This is a genomic window from Marinobacter sp. C2H3 (assembly GCF_037080155.1).
Classification (GTDB): Bacteria; Pseudomonadota; Gammaproteobacteria; order Pseudomonadales; family Oleiphilaceae; genus Marinobacter.
The window spans coordinates 224962-240845 of record NZ_JBBBNZ010000001.1; the positions used below are offsets into that span (position 1 = coordinate 224962).

Here is a 15884-nt window from a genome sequence, read left to right on the forward strand (position 1 = left end):
ATTGTTTACGCCACCCGACGAAAATCCGATCTATGAAGCTGCTGATTCGCCCGGCCCCGGAAGTGGCCATCAAGAGCAAACCCGTTCGCCAGCAACAGATGCGCCAGCTGCGCCAGAATATCCGCAAGCTGCTGGTCCGGCTGGATCCGGCGATTCGGGTGGACGGCACCTGGGACCGGGTGGACGTGACCCTGCCGGAGGATCGCGGCCTGCTCAGCCCGGCGGTGGACGTGCTGATGCGGATCCCGGGCATCTCCACCATCCAGGAAATCGCTCGCTACCCGCTGACCTCCCTTGATGACATCGTTGCCAGGGCCGTAGCCGATTACGCCGGCCGCCTCGAGGGCCGTACCTTCGCGGTGCGGGCCCGTCGTCTGGGGCAGCACGGCTTCCGTTCCGGCGACATTGAGCGGGCCGTGGGCGCAGCGCTGCTGCGGGCCTACGACACCGGCGGCGTGGACCTGCGCTCGCCCCAGGTGGAGGTACGCATTGAGGTGCGCGAGAACGACTTCCACGTCGCGCAGCGCCGCCACGAGGGGTTGGGCGGTTACCCCCTGGGCACGGTCGAAAACGTGCTGACCCTGCTCTCCGGCGGCTACGATTCCTCGGTGGCCGCCTACCTGATGATGCGCCGGGGCCTGCGCAGTCATTTCCTGTTTTTCAATCTCGGCGGCACCGCCCACGAGGTGGGGGTGCGCCAGGTGGCCCATTACCTGTGGGAACGTTACGGCGCCTCCCACGGCGTCCAGTTTGTCTCGGTGCCGTTCGAGGACGTGGTGGCCGAGATCTTGCGCACCGTCAGCCACCGGCATTGGGGCGTGGTGCTCAAGCGACAGATGCTCAAGGCCGCGGCCCGGATTGCGCCCACCATCAACGCCTCCGGGCTGGTGATGGGCGATGCCGCCGCTCAGGTGTCCAGCCAGACCCTGTCCAACCTGAACGTGGTGGATCGGGCCAGCGATGAGGTGGTGCTGCGGCCGCTGATTGCCATGGACAAACAGGACATCATCCGCATCGCCCGGGACATTGGGACGGAAAGCTTTGCGCGGAACATGCCGGAGTATTGCGGTGTGATCAGCCAGAAGCCGGCCACCCGCTCGAAGCTGGACCGGGTGCTGGCGGATGAGGCCACCATGGACCCGGCCGTGCTGGAACGGGCCATTGAGAGCCGGGTAGCAACCCCGGTGAACCGCCTGCTGGAGGGCAACCGGACGGTCGAGGATGTGGAACTGGTGCAGACGCCGGCGGTGGATGACGTGATCATCGACGTGCGCCACCCCGCCGAGCAGGAGCAGGCCCCGTTGTCGCTCACCAACAACGACGTCCTCGCCATCCCCTTCTACGAGCTGAACCAGCGGGTGGAGCGCCTGCCCGCCGGCCGCCAGTACCTGTTGTACTGCGACCGGGGCAGCATGAGCCGGATGCACGCCGGCCACCTGCGGGCCGAAGGCCACCGGAACTTCAAGGTGTACGCCCCGGCCTGAAGCCGGGGTCAGAAGGGGGTGGCGGGGTCAGTCCACCAGGTCCTGGAAGAATTGTTTGACGTTGGTGGACAGCGCCTCCAGATCGTAGCCGCCCTCCTGCACGATCAGGGTCGGCAGGCGCAGCTCCGATACCGCCTGGCTGAGGCGATGGAAGCCTTCTGAGGTGACCGACACCTTGGCCTGGGGGTCGTTCTCGTAGACGTCAAACCCGAGGGTCAGGATCAGCACGTCCGGCTGGTACAGGCGAATTGCGGTCAGTGCTTCCTGCACTTTGTCGAAGAAGTAGGCCTCGCTGGACCCGTGGGGCATGGGCAGGTTGATGTTGTAGCCGTAGCCCTCGCCTTCGCCGCGCTCGTCCTCGTAGCCGGTGACCACCGGGTAAAAGTTGGTGGGGTCGCCATGGATGGACACGTAGAGCACGTCGCTGCGGTCGTAGAAAATCTCCTGGATGCCCTGGCCGTGGTGCATGTCCGAATCCAAAATCGCCACCTTGCCAAACCGCCGCCGCAGATGCTCGGCGGCAATCGCGGCGTTGTTCAGGTAGCAGAAGCCGCCGGCGGCGTCCTTGCGGGCGTGGTGCCCGGGCGGGCGGCAGACCGCGTAGGCGGTGCGGTCACCGGCAATCAGCGCGTCGGCGGCGCCGAGGGCGGACTGAGCGGACCAGTAGGCGGCGGTCCAGGTGTGCTCACCGATCGGGCAACTGCCGTCCGCCAGGTAACGGGCCGCTTCCGCCAGAACGCCTTTCATGGCGTTGGGCGAACGGACGAAAATGTTCGACATCACCTCATCGCCCCAGTCGCCCATCTCCTGCCAGCGCCGGTGGGCGGATTCCAGGAACCGCAGATAGCCCAGATCGTGCACCCGGGAAATCGGGCCCGCGCCCTGGTCGGCCGGTTGCAGCACCGAGATGCCCAGTTCCTTCAGACCTTCCAGCATCAGCTCGGTACGGGCGGGTACCTCCTGCGGCTCGCGCATTTGCCCCCGGGTAAAATACGTCTTGGGAACATGCAGGTCCTGGGACGGGTGGAAAAACGCTTTCATCATCCGGGCTCCTCTGGATCCGGCTCCGACGGGAAAAGTCGGGGCTTGACTTTACAGGTATAGACTCAAGATCCACTATGGAAGACATTCGATAGCGGCGCAACCCGATCCGGATCGGTGCGTCACCCCACACGGAAAAGGAGCCGAGATGATCGAGTCACCCCTGCTTGCGAAGCTTACTGGCTACATCGGCGGACGCTGGACTGACAGCGCCGGCGGCAACACCTTTGATGTCTACAATCCCGCCACGCGCGAGGTTATTGCGAAAGTGCCGTCCATGCCGGCGGAAGATGTGGAAGCGGCTGTGGCGGCCGGCAAGGGCGCCTTGAAGCTGACCCAGCCCTACCCACTGGAAACCCGCCGCAAATGGCTGGTAGACATTCGGGACGCGCTCAAGGACAACCGCGAGGAAATGGGCCGAATCCTGTGCCTGGAGCACGGCAAACCCTGGAAAGAAGCCCAGGGCGAGGTGGACTACGCCGCCGGGTTCTTCGATTACTGCGCCAAGCACATTCAGGCCCTGGACGCACACACCATCCCCGAAAAGCCCAAGGATTGTACCTGGACCGTGCATTACCGCCCGGTGGGTGTCACCGGCCTGATCACGCCCTGGAACTTCCCCATCGGCATGATCGCCAAGAAGCTGTCCGCGGCCCTGGCCGCCGGTTGCCCGTCGGTGATCAAACCGGCCAGCGAAACGCCACTGACCATGATTGCCCTGTTCAGCCTGATGGACAAGCTGGACCTGCCGGACGGACTGGTCAACCTGGTGATGGGTAAGGCGAGTGTGATCGGCAAGGTGCTCTGCGAGCACCCGGACGTGCCCATGCTCAGCTTCACCGGCTCCACCGAAGTGGGCCGCAAACTGATCGTGGATACCGCCGAGCAGGTCAAGAAGCTGGCCCTGGAGCTGGGCGGCAACGCGCCGTTCATCGTATTCGACGACGCCGACCTGGACGCGGCGGCCGATAACCTGATTGCCAACAAGTTCCGTGGCGGCGGCCAGACCTGCGTGTGCGCCAACCGGATCTTCGTGCATGAGAAAGTCGCGGATGCGTTCGGCCAGAAACTGGCGGACCGCGTCGCCAAAATGACCGTCGGCGACGGCATGAAGGACGGCGTGGACATTGGCCCGCTGATCAACCAGCCGGGCTTCGACAAGGTCAAGCGGCACCTGGAAGACGCGCTCCAGCAGGGCGCCAAACTGGTCGCCGGCAAGCAGCCGAGCGAGCTTGGCGACGGCCTGTTCTTCCCGCCGACGGTGGTGCACGGCGTGACCCGAGACATGTGCTGCTACCAGGAGGAGACCTTCGGCCCGCTGGTGCCCATGGCCCTGTTCCGTACGGAGGAAGAAGTGATCGACGCCGGTAACGACACCGAGTTCGGCCTGGCCTCCTACGTGTTCACCGGCAACGCCGAGCGCGCCCAGCGCGTGGCCGCCGGTCTCCGGTTCGGCCATGTCGGCTGGAACACCGGCACCGGCCCGACGCCAGAAGCGCCGTTTGGTGGCATGAAGGCCTCCGGCATCGGCCGCGAGGGTGGCCTTGAGGGGCTGTTCGAGTTCGTCGAACCGCAGACCGTGCCCCGGGGGTTCTGACCCGGGCGTCGCCACTACCCCCCCCCAGCTTTTGCGTGTGGGGGTGTCGCGCGGGGGAGGGCCTCGTTCCAGGACACGCTACAAGCACGTCCGTGTGCGCTTGGCTGCGGCCATCCCTGGCCACAGACAGTCCTGGAACGAGGCCCTCCCCCGCGCTTTGTCGACGCTGAACAGGGCGTCTTGCCGGTGCATGCCCCCGAAGTAAAACAGCCCGCCAATCTGACAGCCCGCCAATCTGGTAGTACCCATGCCCCCGCGACACAGGTCCCTGACCTGTTATACTCTCGATCTTCCGTATACCCTGTGTATTTAACCAGTAGCGAACCCGGTTTCTATGGACGTCTCCCACATCATCGACTCCCTCAACGACGCCCAGCGCGAGGCGGTCACCGCACAGAACGATCACCTGCTGGTGCTGGCCGGTGCCGGCAGTGGCAAGACCCGGGTGCTGGTGCACCGGATGGCCTGGCTGATGACGGTTGACCGGGTGCCGCCCACCTCGATTCTGGCGGTCACCTTTACCAACAAGGCCGCCCGGGAGATGCGCTACCGGGTCGAGCAGATGATGCAGATCCCCACCCGGGGCCTGTGGATTGGCACGTTCCACGGCATTGCCCATCGCCTGCTGCGGGCCCACTGGCAGGACGCCGGCCTGCCGGAGAACTTCCAGGTGCTCGACAGCGACGACCAGCTGCGGCTGATCAAGCGGGTGATGCGGGAGAACCAGATTGACGAGAGCCAGTGGCCGCCGAAACAGGCCCAGTGGTTCATCAACGCCCAGAAGGACGAAGGCCTGCGGGCCGATCACATCCAGGAGAATCCGGGCGACCATTTCACCGCCACCATGCTGAAGATCTATCGGGGCTACGAGGCCCTGTGCCATCAGGGCGGGCTGGTGGATTTTGGCGAACTGCTGCTGCGTTCCCACGAACTCTGGCTGCACCGGCCTGAGCTGCGGGCGCATTACCAGTCGCGTTTCCAACACATTCTGGTGGACGAGTTCCAGGACACCAACACCATCCAGTACGCCTGGCTTCAGGTACTGGCCAGTAACCGGGTGCCGCTGACGGTGGTCGGTGACGACGATCAGTCCATCTACGGCTGGCGCGGGGCCCGGGTGGAGAACATTCAGCAGTACCAGCAGGATTTTCCCAACAGCCGGCTGGTTCGGCTGGAGCAGAACTACCGGTCCACCCGGACCATCTTGAGAGCCGCCAACGCGGTGATCGCCAACAACCAGGGGCGGCTCGGCAAGGAGCTGTGGACCGACGGCCCCGAGGGCGAGCCCATCAGCCTGTACGCGGCGTTCAACGAGCAGGACGAGGCCAACTACATCGCCGACAGCATCGGCGCCTGGGTGGACCAGGGCAACCTGCGCAGCGAGGTGGCCATCCTTTACCGCTCCAACGCCCAGTCCCGGGTGCTGGAAGAAGCCCTGATGCGCCAGGGCGTGCCGTACCGGGTGTATGGGGGCCTTCGTTTCTACGACCGGCAGGAAATCCGCAACGCCCTGGCGTACCTGCGCCTGGTGCACTATCGCCGGGACGATGCCGCCTTCGAACGGGTGGTGAACATTCCCACCCGGGGCATCGGCGCCAAGAGCCTGGCGGAGCTGCGGGCGTACGCCACCGAGCAGGGCATTTCCCTGTGGGAATCCGCTGAACGATTGCTGGCGGCGGGCCAGATCAAGGGCCGGGCCCGCACGGGCCTGGAGGCGTTTCTCGGCATCATCAACCGGCTAACGGACATGGCCGACGGCGCGTCCCTGCAGGGCCTGATGAAACAGGCGCTGGAGGAGAGCGGGCTGAAGGATTACCACGCCAGTGAAAAGGGCGAGAAGGGCCAGGCCAGGGTGGAAAACCTGGAGGAACTGGTCAACGCGCTCTCGGACTACGCGGTGGAGGAAGGCGTGGACCCGCTGGCGGAATTCATTGCCCAGGCGGCGCTGGACGCCGGCGAAGCCCAGGCGGATGCCCACGAAGACAGCGTGCAGCTGATGACCCTGCACTCCGCCAAGGGCCTGGAGTTCCCGCTGGTGTTCCTGGCGGGCGTGGAAGAGGGCCTGTTCCCCCACAGCATGTCGCTGGAAGAACCGGGCCGCATGGAAGAGGAACGTCGGCTGGCCTATGTCGGCATCACCCGCGCCATGAAACAGCTGGTGCTCACCTACGCGGAATCCCGTCGGCTATACGGCCAGGAAAAGTTCAACGCCCTGTCCCGCTTCGCCCGGGAGATTCCCGGCGACTGCCTGCAGGAAGTCCGGTTGCGAAACACCGTCACGCGACCGGCGATGGTCGAACGCCCGAACGAGAGCCTGTTCAGCCAGGACTCCGCCCAGCAGTCCGGCTTCAGCCTTGGCCAGCGGGTTCGCCATCCGAAGTTCGGTGAGGGCATTGTGATGAATTCCGAAGGCACCGGCCACCACACCCGGGTGCAGGTGAATTTTGATGAGGGCGCCAAGTGGCTGGTGCTGGCGTATGCGCCGCTGGAGGCTTGTTAGGTCAGAATCAACAGCCGGGGTCAGATGAAAACGGGGTCAGATGAACGCTTTCATCTGACCCCGTTTTCATCTGACCCCAGGTTCACAACCAACCCTTGCGCTTGAAGTACCAATAGGGCGCGATGCCCGCCAGCACCATCAGCCCGATCGCGCCCGGATAGGCGAACCGCCACTGCAGTTCCGGCATGTGCACAAAGTTCATGCCGTAGATGCTGGCCACCAGGGTGGGGGGCAGGAACACGACGGCGGCAATGGAGAAGATCTTGATGATCTGGTTCTGTTCGATGTTGATAAAGCCCTGGGTGGAGTCCATCAGGAAGTTGATCTTGTCGAACAGGAAGGTGGTGTGGGACATCAGGGTTTCGATGTCCCGGTTGATCTCCCGCAGGGTTTCCCGCAGCTCGTTGTCTTTACTCAGGTGGCGGAGCAGGAACGAGATGTTGCGCTGGGTGTCCATCAGGCACAGGCGGGTTTTCCCGTTGCTGTCCTCCAGCTTGGCCAGCCGATTGATGGCTTCATCCAGCTCGGCGTCTTCGTCCTCCAGCACCAGATAGCTGACGTCCTCCAACTGGCGATGCAGGTCTTCGAGGCCGTCGGCGTGGTTCTCCACCTTCTGTTCCAGCAAGGTCACCAGCAGTCCCGCCGGGTCCTGGGCTTCCACCTGGCCGCGCCGGGCGCGCATGCGCATCAGGCGGAAGTCCGCCAGTTCGCCCTCTCGCACGGTGATCAGGCAGTGGCGCTGGAGGATGCAGGCGACGGATACGGTGGAGTGCCGGCCGTCCGCCTGGGTCAGGAACAGGGAGTGCACATGAATGCCGGCCTGGTCGACGAAACAGCGGGCGGACGCCTCGATTTCCTCGACGTCGTCGAATTCTGGCACGTCGGTTTTCAGCATGCCCTGGAGCAGCTGTCGTTCGTCCTCGTCCGGTTCGTGGGCGTCAATCCAGTCCGCCTCGTGCAGGCGCGCGCGAATGGCGTCGGCGGGAATGTCCAGCTCCTTGATCAGGCCATTCACAATCTTGAAAAATCTCAGCATGGTCCGGCTCCCAGGTTCAGGCTCGGTTTCAGGCTAGCGTGCCATTCGGTTATTGCAACAGAACGGCGTAGATCACGGCGGCCAGGATGACCCGGTAGATCACATAGGGCCACATGCCCACGGTGCTCAGCCCTTTCAGGAAGAAATGGATGGTAATGATGGCCATGGCAAACGAGGTGACGCCGCCCACCAGAAATCCGCTCCAGTCGACGGCCACACCCGAGGTGGCGGCTTCCAGCAGTTTGACGGAGGCGGCCAGCACGATGATCGGGATGGACAGCAGGAAGGAAAACCGGGAGGCGGCCTCCCGTGTCATGCCCAAAAACAGGCCCGCCGTCATGGTAATGCCGGAGCGGGACGTGCCCGGAATCAACGCCACCGCCTGCGCCAGGCCAACGATCAGCGCGTCTTTCCAGTTCAGCGATTCCAGCGGGCGACGATGTTTGGGCAGCCAGTCCGCCGCCCCCAACAGCAGGCCAAACACCAGCGTGGTCAGGCAGATGACTATCGGTGCCCGCAACACGGTGTCGATCAGGTCCAGCAGTGCGAGCCCCGCCAGCCCCGCCGGGATGGTGCCAATCACCAGGTAAAGCGCCAGCGGGCCCTGGCCCACCAGTTTGCGGCGGCCCAGGGACACCAGGCCGTCCCGGGCGATGCCGAACACGTCCTGGCGGAAGTAGAGCACCACCGCCAGCAGCGTGCCAAAATGCACGGACAGGTCAAAGCCGACGCCCTGGTCGCTCCAGCCGAAAAACACCGGGGTCAGGATCAGGTGGGCCGAGCTGGAAATGGGCAGGAATTCGGTCAGCCCCTGAAGCAGGCCGAGGTAAAGCGCGTGCATGAAATCCATGGCGTTGAGTCCGGTCCGGGCGTTGAGCGGGAAGCAGCAGGCGTGGATAGTAGCAGCCCAATCTGAGGGCGTCATTAAGGCTTGGTTAGGAACCAACCAAAGTCGCATTCCGCCCCGGGTAGCCGCCGGATACTGTGGTTCAGGCCGCCCCTAACAAAGACCAACACCATGATGGAATGGCTCCGGCGTTACCCCTTGCCCGTGATTGTCCTGGCGCAACTGTTCGGGACCTCCCTGTGGTTCAGCATCAACGGTGTCTGGCTGTCCCTGTCCGCCGAGCTTGGGCTGGGGGAGCGCGACCTTGGCCTGATGACGCTGTCCGTTCAGGCCGGGTTCATCACGGGCACCCTGGTGCTGGCCGTCACCGGGCTGGCGGACCGCTTTGGAGCCAGCAGTCTGTTCGCGGTCGCGGGGGTGCTTGGCGCCGCGGTGAACGGCGGCTTTGTTCTGGCCGCCGGCCACAGCCCGGCGGATTGGCTGCTGCGCTTTGCCACCGGCCTGTGCCTCGCGGGCATTTACCCCGTGGGCATGAAGCTGGTGATTGCCTGGACGCCCCGCCATGCCGGCGCCGCGCTGGCCTGGTTGGTGGGCATGCTGACCCTGGGCACGGCCCTGCCGCACCTGATGCGGGGCGCCACCCTGGGGATGCCCTGGCAGTGGCCGATGCTGGGCGCGTCGGTGTTGGCGCTCATCGGCGCGGGGTTGATCCGGTGTCTGGGAGATGGGCCGCACCTGCCCGCAAGCACCGGACCTGTCCCCCTGAAACAGGGGCTGGTGGCGCTGAGGCAAGCCCGATTCCGCGCGGTGGCCGGGGGTTACGTGGGCCATATGTGGGAGCTGTACGCGTTCTGGATGCTGGTGCCCCTGCTGGTGGGCAGGGAGCTTCAGCGGCTGGCGCTGCCGGGCAGCCTCGTTCCCTGGTTCAGTTTCGGGATTATCGCCTTTGGCGCCGTGGGCTGTGTGGTGGGTGGCCTGCTCAGTCGGCGTATTGGCAGCGCACGTGTCGCCCGTGGGGCGCTGTCGTCGTCTGCGCTGCTGTGCCTGGCGTATCCGTGGCTGGGCGGGGCGTCCCCCTGGTTATTGCTGGGGTTGCTGTTCGCCTGGGGCGTCATGGTGATTGCGGATTCGCCCCAGTTCTCGGCACTGGCGGCGGCCACGGCCCCCAAAGCGTATGTCGGCTCATCGCTGGCGGTGATGAACGCCATCGGCTTTGGCATAACCCTGCCGGCGATCGGGTTTACCAGTACCCTGTGGGACAGCCTGGGGGTATGGGTGGTGGCGCTGCTGTGGCCAGGCCCCTGGCTGGGACTACTGGCATTCCGACGTCTGGGAACGCTTGCCGGAAACAGCGCCTGATCGGGCTCAACCCGCCTGGTCGGGCACTTCCCGGATGCGGCCGTGCTCGTCGATGGCCACATACACGAACTGCGCCTCGGTGACCTTACGGGGCGTCTGGGCAATTCGATCCAGGGTCCAGACTTCCACGTGAATCTTCATGGAACTGCGGCCGATGTCTTCCAGCTCGCAGTAGCAGCCTACCTGGGCGCCGATTCGCACCGGTGACAGGAATTCCATCCGGTCCATGGCCACGGTGGCGTTACGCCCCCGGGAAATCCTACCCGCCAGGGTGGCGGCGGCAATGTCCATCTGCTGGACCAGCCAGCCGGCAAAGACATCGCCGTTGGCATTGGTGTCCGCCGGTAGGGGAACGACTTTCATCGCCAGTTCGCCCCGGGGTTTGGGTTTGTCATCGTCGTAATCGGTCATCGCGCGCGCCTGTGTTCCGTTTCTTATAATCGCTGATAGCCCGCATATTAGCGGCCTGCCAGCGCGCTGCAAGTCCTTTCGCGCGCCGGGGCGGGAATGGGTGGAAGCCGCCATCAGTTTGTCACATGGCTTTGGTAGGAATCGACCCATGGGCGTTATTCCCGGCCGGTTTGCGCAGGCGCTGGCGCCTCCTCTACTATTAAGGCAATGCCGGCCTAGCCGTTCGTTCAGGGCCCCGCCCCGGGGGTGGATCCGATACGGGTCCGTGCCTGCACCGTCATCTTTTGGAGCACACGCGTTATGTCAGACAAAAAGGATATGAACTACGGGAACCACATCTCCGCCAGTTTTAACGAGGACCTGGCCGAGCTGAAGGCCGATTTTCTCAAGATGGGCGGTATGGTGGAGTCCCAGATCGAGGCTGCGGTGACAGCCCTGGTCACCGACGATGGCCGGCTGGGCGAGCAGGTTCGGGACGGTGACAAACAGGTGGACCGCCTGGAAATGCTGATCGATGAAGAAGCCACCAACATCATCGCCCGCCGCCAGCCTGCCGCCCGGGACCTGCGCCTGGTGATCGCGGTCATCAAGATGGTGGCTGACCTGGAACGTGTGGGCGATGAGGCCAAGAAGATCGCCAAGCTGGCCATTACCCTGGCGGAAGAGGGCAAGGCACCCCGGGGCTACGTGGAGGTACAACACATTTCCAACCATGTGCGCGGCATGCTCCGGGACGCGCTGGATGCCTTCGCCCGTCTGGATCCGGAGCCCGCCATCGCGATCATGAAGGAAGACAAACGGGTGGATGAAGAGTACAAGGCCGCCGCCCGTTCTCTGCTGACCTTCATGATGGAAGACCCGCGCAACATCTCCAAATGCATGTCGGTCATGTGGATTCTGCGGGCCCTGGAGCGGGTGGGCGATCACGCCTGCAACATCGCCGAGAACGTCATCTACATGGTGGAAGGCGAGGACGTTCGCCACAGCTCGACCAAGTGGGCCGAGCAGGTCGTGGGCAACTGATCGCCGCCCTGTAAACCGCGTGGGCGGGGCCTTCCGGCCTCGTCCGGCGCGTGTCCCACGGAATCCTCCCGCCCGCGTTTTACCGTCTATACTCTCCTGACATCTCTCGTCATAAAACTGACATATTCCTGCTGGATACTGCTCGCAGGTCACGACATGTCAGCAACCGGCTGGCACACGGCCACCAGCTACACCGGACTGAGTGTGGCAGACGTATCCAACTGCTTTAGGAGAGAGTTCATGAAATTCGACAGAAAGCTGATTGCAGGTGTCTTCGCCGCTGCCGCCGTAACGCTGTCTGCAGCCGGCCACGCCGCCAGCGTAGACAAGGTGACTGGTGCGGGTTCTTCCTTCGCCTACCCGATCATCTCCAAGTGGGCCAGCGCCTACAAGGACAAGACCGGCGTTGAAGTGAACTACCAGTCCGTGGGTTCCGGTGCCGGTATCAAGCAGATCAAAGCGGGCAACGTGGACTTCGGCGCCTCCGACGATCCCATGACCGTTGAAGACCTGAAGGAAAACGGCCTGACCCAGTGGCCGCTGATCATGGGCGGCATCGTGCCGGTTGCCAACGTACCGGGCGTGAACCCGGGCGACCTGGCCATCGACGGTGAGACCCTGGCCGCCATCCTGATGGGCAAGATCACCAACTGGAACGATCCGGCCATTGCCAAGCTGAACCCGGACGCCAACCTGCCGGACCTGCGCATCACCGTGGTTCACCGTTCTGACGCCTCCGGCACCACCGCCATTTTCACCAACTACCTGTCCAAGGCCAGTAAAGAGTGGAAGGACAACGTCGGTGAAGGCAAAACCGTTAACTGGATGTCTCAGGGCAACCTGGGCGGCAAGGGCAACGAAGGCGTTGCGTCCTACACCGGCCGCATCAAGGGCGCCATTGGCTACGTTGAGTACGCCTACGCCCTGGAAAACAAGCTGACCTACATGGACATGATCAACCGTGACGGCAACCGCGTTGCACCGACCAGCGACAACTTCGCGGCCGCCGCCGCCGGCGCCGACTGGAAAGGCACCCCGGGCTTCCGCGTGGTCCTGACCGACCAGCCGGGCGAGAACAGCTGGCCGATCACCGGCTCCACCTTCGCCATCGTTCACACCGATCCGGAGAACCCGGCTAAGGTGAAAGCGGTTCTGGACTTCTTCAAGTGGTCCATGGCGAACGGCCAGGATGCGGCGGCAGAACTGCACTACATCCCCATCCCGGAAAGCGTTGCCAAGCTGATCGAAGCGTCCTGGAACGAAAAGATCAACCTGAAGTAAGCGGGTTGATGGACGAAAAAGGACGGGCGCTTTCGCCCGTCCTTTGTTGTTGTGGCATAATCCCTCGACCCGAAAATGGCCCCGGTGGCCGTCGTTCATCCTGAAACCGTGTTGATCCAGGCGGGAGAACCCATGGCAGTGCCCGAAACGCAATTCTCGAAACCGTCCCGACAGGCCATAATGGGGGCGCTGGGTGACCGGCTCTTCAAGGGCGCCGCGCTCTTCTTTGCCACCCTGGTTCTGGTGGTGCTGGCCGCCATCATCATCATGCTCTTCAAGGACGCCTGGCCGGCCTTTCAGACCTTCGGTCTCGACTTCTTCATCAGCGACAAGTGGGATGTGGTCAACGATCAGTACGGTGCCCTGATCCCCATCGTTGGCACCCTGGTGACCTCCTTTATCGCCATTCTGATCGGCATCCCCGTGAGTTTCGGGATTGCCCTGTTCATCACCCTGATGGCACCGGAATGGCTCAAGCGTCCCGTTGGTATTGCGGTAGAGCTGCTGGCGGCGGTGCCGTCCATCATCTACGGCATGTGGGGCCTGTTCTATTTTGCACCCTGGTTCTCGGAAAACCTGCAGCCACTGCTCACCGATACCCTGGGTGAGCTGCCCTGGTTCGGCCAGTTCTTCCAGGGCCCACCTATCGGCGTGAGCCTGTTCACCGCCGGGGTGATCCTGGCCATCATGATCATTCCGTTCATTGCCTCAGTCATGCGAGACATGTTCGAGGTGGTGCCCAAGGACCTCAAGGAATCCGCCTTCGCCATGGGCTCCACCACCTGGGAGGTGGTGTGGAAGGTGATCCTGCCCTACACCAAGGTGGGCGTGATCGGCGGCATCATGCTCGGTCTCGGCCGCGCCCTGGGTGAGACCATGGCGGTCACCTTCGTGGTGGGCAACGCCCAGGAACTGATGGCCGGCCTGTTCTACCCAGGCTCCACCATCGCGTCCACCCTGGCCAACGAATTCAACGAGGCCGACGGGCTGCACATGTCCTCGCTGATTGCCCTTGGCCTGATCCTGTTCATCATCACGTTCATTGTTCTGGCCATTTCCAAGGTGTTCCTGAACCGCCTTGGACGGGTGCAGGAAGGACGGAGTAGCTGACATGACCCGATACCAGCGCCGTAAGGTCGTCAACGCGTTCAACCTCGCCGCCTCCATCGCCGTGACCCTGTTCGGTCTGGTGATGCTGGGCTGGATCCTGTCCATCCTGTTTGCCAAAGGCTTTGCCCACATCAACTGGGCGGTGTTCACGGAAATGACGCCGCCGCCGGGCGAGGCCGGCGGCCTGCTCAACGCCATCGTCGGCACCCTGATGCTGACCGTGGTCGCCGTGCTGATCGGCACGCCCGTCGGCATCATGGCCGGAACCTACCTGGCCGAATACGGCGGCAAGTCGCGCTTTTCCAACGTGGTCCGGTTCATTAACGACATCCTCCTGTCGGCGCCGTCCATCGTGGTTGGGGTGTTTGTCTACACCCTGCTGGTTAGCCCGGTCGGGCACTTTTCCGGTTGGGCCGGCGGCGTGGCACTGGCCATCCTGGTGGTGCCGGTGGTGGTGCGCACCACCGAAGACATGCTGAAGCTGGTTCCCCCGCAGATTCGCGAGGCAGCGGCGGCCCTGGGCGCACCGCGCTGGAAGGTGACCGTGCACGTGGTCTACAAAGCGGCCCTGAGCGGCATGATCACCGGCCTTCTGCTGGCCACCGCCCGCATCATGGGGGAAACCGCGCCGCTGCTGTTCACCGCCCTGAGCAATAACTTCTGGTCCACCGACATGAACCGGCCGATCGCCAACATGCCGGTGGTGATCTACCAGTACGCCCTGAGCCCCTATGAAGATTGGCAGAACCTGGCCTGGGCGGCCGCGCTGCTGATCACCATCAGCGTGCTGGCCATGAACATCTTTGCCCGTTACGGCCTCAAGAGCCGTAACCAGAAGCCGTGATTTCGACTCCTCAGGCAGCGCCAGAGACTGACACTATGAAGGCAGCGACTATGACTCAAGAATCGTCTACCGATCAGGACCTGACGCGGTCCCGCTTGACCGCTGGAGCGGCGGCCGGCCAGGCCGACGATCTGCTCGAGAAAACCGACTATATCCGTTCGGTGGCGGACCCGAAGATCCAGCTGCGGGACCTGAGCTTCTACTACGGCAAGTTTAAGGCCCTGCACGACATCTCCATGGGCATCCCGGACCGCAAGGTAACCGCGTTCATTGGCCCGTCCGGCTGCGGCAAGTCCACCCTGCTGCGCATGTTCAACCGGATGTACGATCTGTACCCCGGCCAACGGGCCGAGGGCGAGCTGATCCTGGACGGCGAGAACATCCTGGGCCCGGGTATTGATGTGAACATGCTGCGGGCCCGGGTGGGCATGGTGTTCCAGAAGCCGACCCCGTTCCCCATGTCGATCTACGACAACGTCGCCTTTGGTGTGCGCCTGTATGAGAAACTCAAGAAGTCCGATCTGGACGACCGGGTGGAGTGGGCGCTGCAGCGGGCGGCGCTGTGGGATGAGGTGAAAGACAAGCTCAAACAGACCGGGGGCGCCTTGTCCGGCGGCCAGCAACAGCGCCTGTGTATTGCCCGGGGCATCGCGGTGAAGCCGGAAGTGCTGCTGCTGGATGAGCCGACGTCAGCGTTGGACCCGATCTCCACCGGCAAGATTGAGGAGCTGATCTACGAGCTTAAGGACGATTTTGCCATCGCCATCGTCACCCACAACATGCAGCAGGCGGCCCGGGTATCGGACTACACCGCGTTCATGTATCTGGGGGATCTGATGGAGTACGACCACACCGACACCATCTTCACCAATCCCGACCGGAAAGAGACCGAAGACTACATCACCGGCCGGTTTGGCTGATCCGGCGCCGGCGCTTGGCCGGGGCGCAACGGCCCCGGTCAGGCGTCACGCCTGCTTCATTTTGTCGGTATAGGGGGGCCAGCCCAGGGGCTTGCCCGCCAGCAGGTGCAGGTGAATGTGAAACACCGTCTGCCCCGCGTTTTCCCCGCAGTTCATGACCGTCCGGTAGCCGTCCTCGGCAAAACCCATCTCCCGGGCCAGCTTGCCCGCCACCCAGTAAAGATGCCCGACCAGTTCCCGGTCACCCTCTTCGATGTCGTTGGTGGTGGCGATGGCCTTTTTGGGAATGATCAGCAGATGCACCGGCGCCTGGGGGTTGATGTCCCGGAAGGCGAGGCTCAGCTCGTCCTCGTGGACGATGTCCGCGGGGATTTCCCGGTTGATGATCTTGGTAAAAATGGTCTCTGACATGCTGCCTCCTGAAGCGGGTA

General features: G+C 63.6%; 14 protein-coding genes. 9 read left to right on the forward strand and 5 right to left on the reverse strand.

Annotated elements, in window-relative coordinates:
- Positions 1–32 precede the first annotated feature (32 nt).
- Complete coding sequence (thiI, locus tag V3388_RS00950) at positions 33–1484, forward strand: tRNA uracil 4-sulfurtransferase ThiI (RefSeq protein ID WP_336365647.1); 1452 nt, start codon at positions 33–35, stop codon at positions 1482–1484.
- 27 nt (positions 1485–1511) lie between these two features.
- Here the strand turns inward: thiI and V3388_RS00955 are convergent, their stop codons facing one another.
- The gene (locus V3388_RS00955; protein ID WP_336366442.1) at positions 1512–2525 is read right to left on the reverse strand and encodes a histone deacetylase family protein; all 1014 of its coding nucleotides are present in this window, start codon (positions 2523–2525) and stop codon (positions 1512–1514) included.
- A gap of 148 nt (positions 2526–2673) precedes the next feature.
- On the opposite strand from V3388_RS00955, the gene V3388_RS00960 reads away from it, so the two are divergent.
- Both V3388_RS00960 and uvrD read left to right on the forward strand, forming a co-directional pair.
- Positions 2674–4122, forward strand: a complete 1449-nt coding sequence (locus tag V3388_RS00960) for an NAD-dependent succinate-semialdehyde dehydrogenase (RefSeq protein ID WP_336365648.1) — start codon at positions 2674–2676, stop codon at positions 4120–4122.
- Positions 4123–4456: 334 nt separating this feature from the next.
- Positions 4457–6622 (forward strand): DNA helicase II, encoded by a 2166-nt coding sequence (gene uvrD, locus V3388_RS00965; RefSeq protein ID WP_336365649.1) that lies wholly within the window; start codon positions 4457–4459, stop codon positions 6620–6622.
- Positions 6623–6704: 82 nt separating this feature from the next.
- Here uvrD and corA read toward each other — a convergent pair whose 3' ends face one another.
- Both corA and V3388_RS00975 read right to left on the reverse strand, forming a co-directional pair.
- Positions 6705–7658, reverse strand: a complete 954-nt coding sequence (corA, locus tag V3388_RS00970; protein ID WP_336365650.1) for a magnesium/cobalt transporter CorA — start codon at positions 7656–7658, stop codon at positions 6705–6707.
- A gap of 49 nt (positions 7659–7707) precedes the next feature.
- The gene (locus tag V3388_RS00975; protein ID WP_336365651.1) at positions 7708–8508 is read right to left on the reverse strand and encodes an undecaprenyl-diphosphate phosphatase; all 801 of its coding nucleotides are present in this window, start codon (positions 8506–8508) and stop codon (positions 7708–7710) included.
- A 168-nt stretch (positions 8509–8676) separates the two neighbouring features.
- On the opposite strand from V3388_RS00975, the gene V3388_RS00980 reads away from it, so the two are divergent.
- A complete protein-coding gene (locus tag V3388_RS00980) occupies positions 8677–9864 on the forward strand; it encodes an MFS transporter (protein WP_336365652.1) in 1188 nt (395 codons plus the stop codon).
- Positions 9865–9870: 6 nt separating this feature from the next.
- Here V3388_RS00980 and V3388_RS00985 read toward each other — a convergent pair whose 3' ends face one another.
- Positions 9871–10275 (reverse strand): acyl-CoA thioesterase, encoded by a 405-nt coding sequence (locus tag V3388_RS00985; RefSeq protein WP_336365653.1) that lies wholly within the window; start codon positions 10273–10275, stop codon positions 9871–9873.
- Positions 10276–10575: 300 nt separating this feature from the next.
- Between V3388_RS00985 and phoU the strand changes: the two genes are divergently transcribed.
- The 5 genes from phoU (at position 10576) to pstB (ending at position 15453) form a co-directional block, all read left to right on the forward strand.
- Entirely contained in the window at positions 10576–11298 is a 723-nt protein-coding gene (gene phoU / locus V3388_RS00990; protein WP_336365654.1) for a phosphate signaling complex protein PhoU, read from the forward strand.
- Between the two features lie 240 nt (positions 11299–11538).
- On the forward strand, positions 11539–12579 hold the full coding sequence (gene pstS / locus V3388_RS00995; RefSeq protein WP_336365655.1) for a phosphate ABC transporter substrate-binding protein PstS: 1041 nt from the start codon (positions 11539–11541) through the stop codon (positions 12577–12579).
- Positions 12580–12711: 132 nt separating this feature from the next.
- On the forward strand, positions 12712–13689 hold the full coding sequence (pstC, locus tag V3388_RS01000; protein ID WP_336365656.1) for a phosphate ABC transporter permease subunit PstC: 978 nt from the start codon (positions 12712–12714) through the stop codon (positions 13687–13689).
- A gap of 1 nt (position 13690) precedes the next feature.
- Complete coding sequence (gene pstA, locus V3388_RS01005) at positions 13691–14533, forward strand: phosphate ABC transporter permease PstA (RefSeq protein ID WP_336365657.1); 843 nt, start codon at positions 13691–13693, stop codon at positions 14531–14533.
- A 50-nt stretch (positions 14534–14583) separates the two neighbouring features.
- On the forward strand, positions 14584–15453 hold the full coding sequence (gene pstB / locus V3388_RS01010) for a phosphate ABC transporter ATP-binding protein PstB (protein ID WP_336365658.1): 870 nt from the start codon (positions 14584–14586) through the stop codon (positions 15451–15453).
- Between the two features lie 45 nt (positions 15454–15498).
- On the opposite strand, the gene V3388_RS01015 is transcribed toward pstB, so the two are convergent.
- The gene (locus V3388_RS01015) at positions 15499–15864 is read right to left on the reverse strand and encodes a histidine triad nucleotide-binding protein (protein ID WP_336365659.1); all 366 of its coding nucleotides are present in this window, start codon (positions 15862–15864) and stop codon (positions 15499–15501) included.
- Positions 15865–15884 lie beyond the last annotated feature (20 nt).

Bases quoted from the DNA above. Each gene is read 5' to 3' on its own strand.
- thiI (WP_336365647.1), top strand. From the start codon at position 33: ATGAAGCTGCTGATTCGCCCGGCCCCGGAAGTGGCCATCAAGAGCAAA.
- V3388_RS00955 (WP_336366442.1), bottom strand. From the start codon at position 2,525: ATGAAAGCGTTTTTCCACCCGTCCCAGGACCTGCATGTTCCCAAGACG.
- V3388_RS00960 (WP_336365648.1), top strand. From the start codon at position 2,674: ATGATCGAGTCACCCCTGCTTGCGAAGCTTACTGGCTACATCGGCGGA.
- uvrD (WP_336365649.1), top strand. From the start codon at position 4,457: ATGGACGTCTCCCACATCATCGACTCCCTCAACGACGCCCAGCGCGAG.
- corA (WP_336365650.1), bottom strand. From the start codon at position 7,658: ATGCTGAGATTTTTCAAGATTGTGAATGGCCTGATCAAGGAGCTGGAC.
- V3388_RS00975 (WP_336365651.1), bottom strand. From the start codon at position 8,508: ATGGATTTCATGCACGCGCTTTACCTCGGCCTGCTTCAGGGGCTGACC.
- V3388_RS00980 (WP_336365652.1), top strand. From the start codon at position 8,677: ATGATGGAATGGCTCCGGCGTTACCCCTTGCCCGTGATTGTCCTGGCG.
- V3388_RS00985 (WP_336365653.1), bottom strand. From the start codon at position 10,275: ATGACCGATTACGACGATGACAAACCCAAACCCCGGGGCGAACTGGCG.
- phoU (WP_336365654.1), top strand. From the start codon at position 10,576: ATGTCAGACAAAAAGGATATGAACTACGGGAACCACATCTCCGCCAGT.
- pstS (WP_336365655.1), top strand. From the start codon at position 11,539: ATGAAATTCGACAGAAAGCTGATTGCAGGTGTCTTCGCCGCTGCCGCC.
- pstC (WP_336365656.1), top strand. From the start codon at position 12,712: ATGGCAGTGCCCGAAACGCAATTCTCGAAACCGTCCCGACAGGCCATA.
- pstA (WP_336365657.1), top strand. From the start codon at position 13,691: ATGACCCGATACCAGCGCCGTAAGGTCGTCAACGCGTTCAACCTCGCC.
- pstB (WP_336365658.1), top strand. From the start codon at position 14,584: ATGACTCAAGAATCGTCTACCGATCAGGACCTGACGCGGTCCCGCTTG.
- V3388_RS01015 (WP_336365659.1), bottom strand. From the start codon at position 15,864: ATGTCAGAGACCATTTTTACCAAGATCATCAACCGGGAAATCCCCGCG.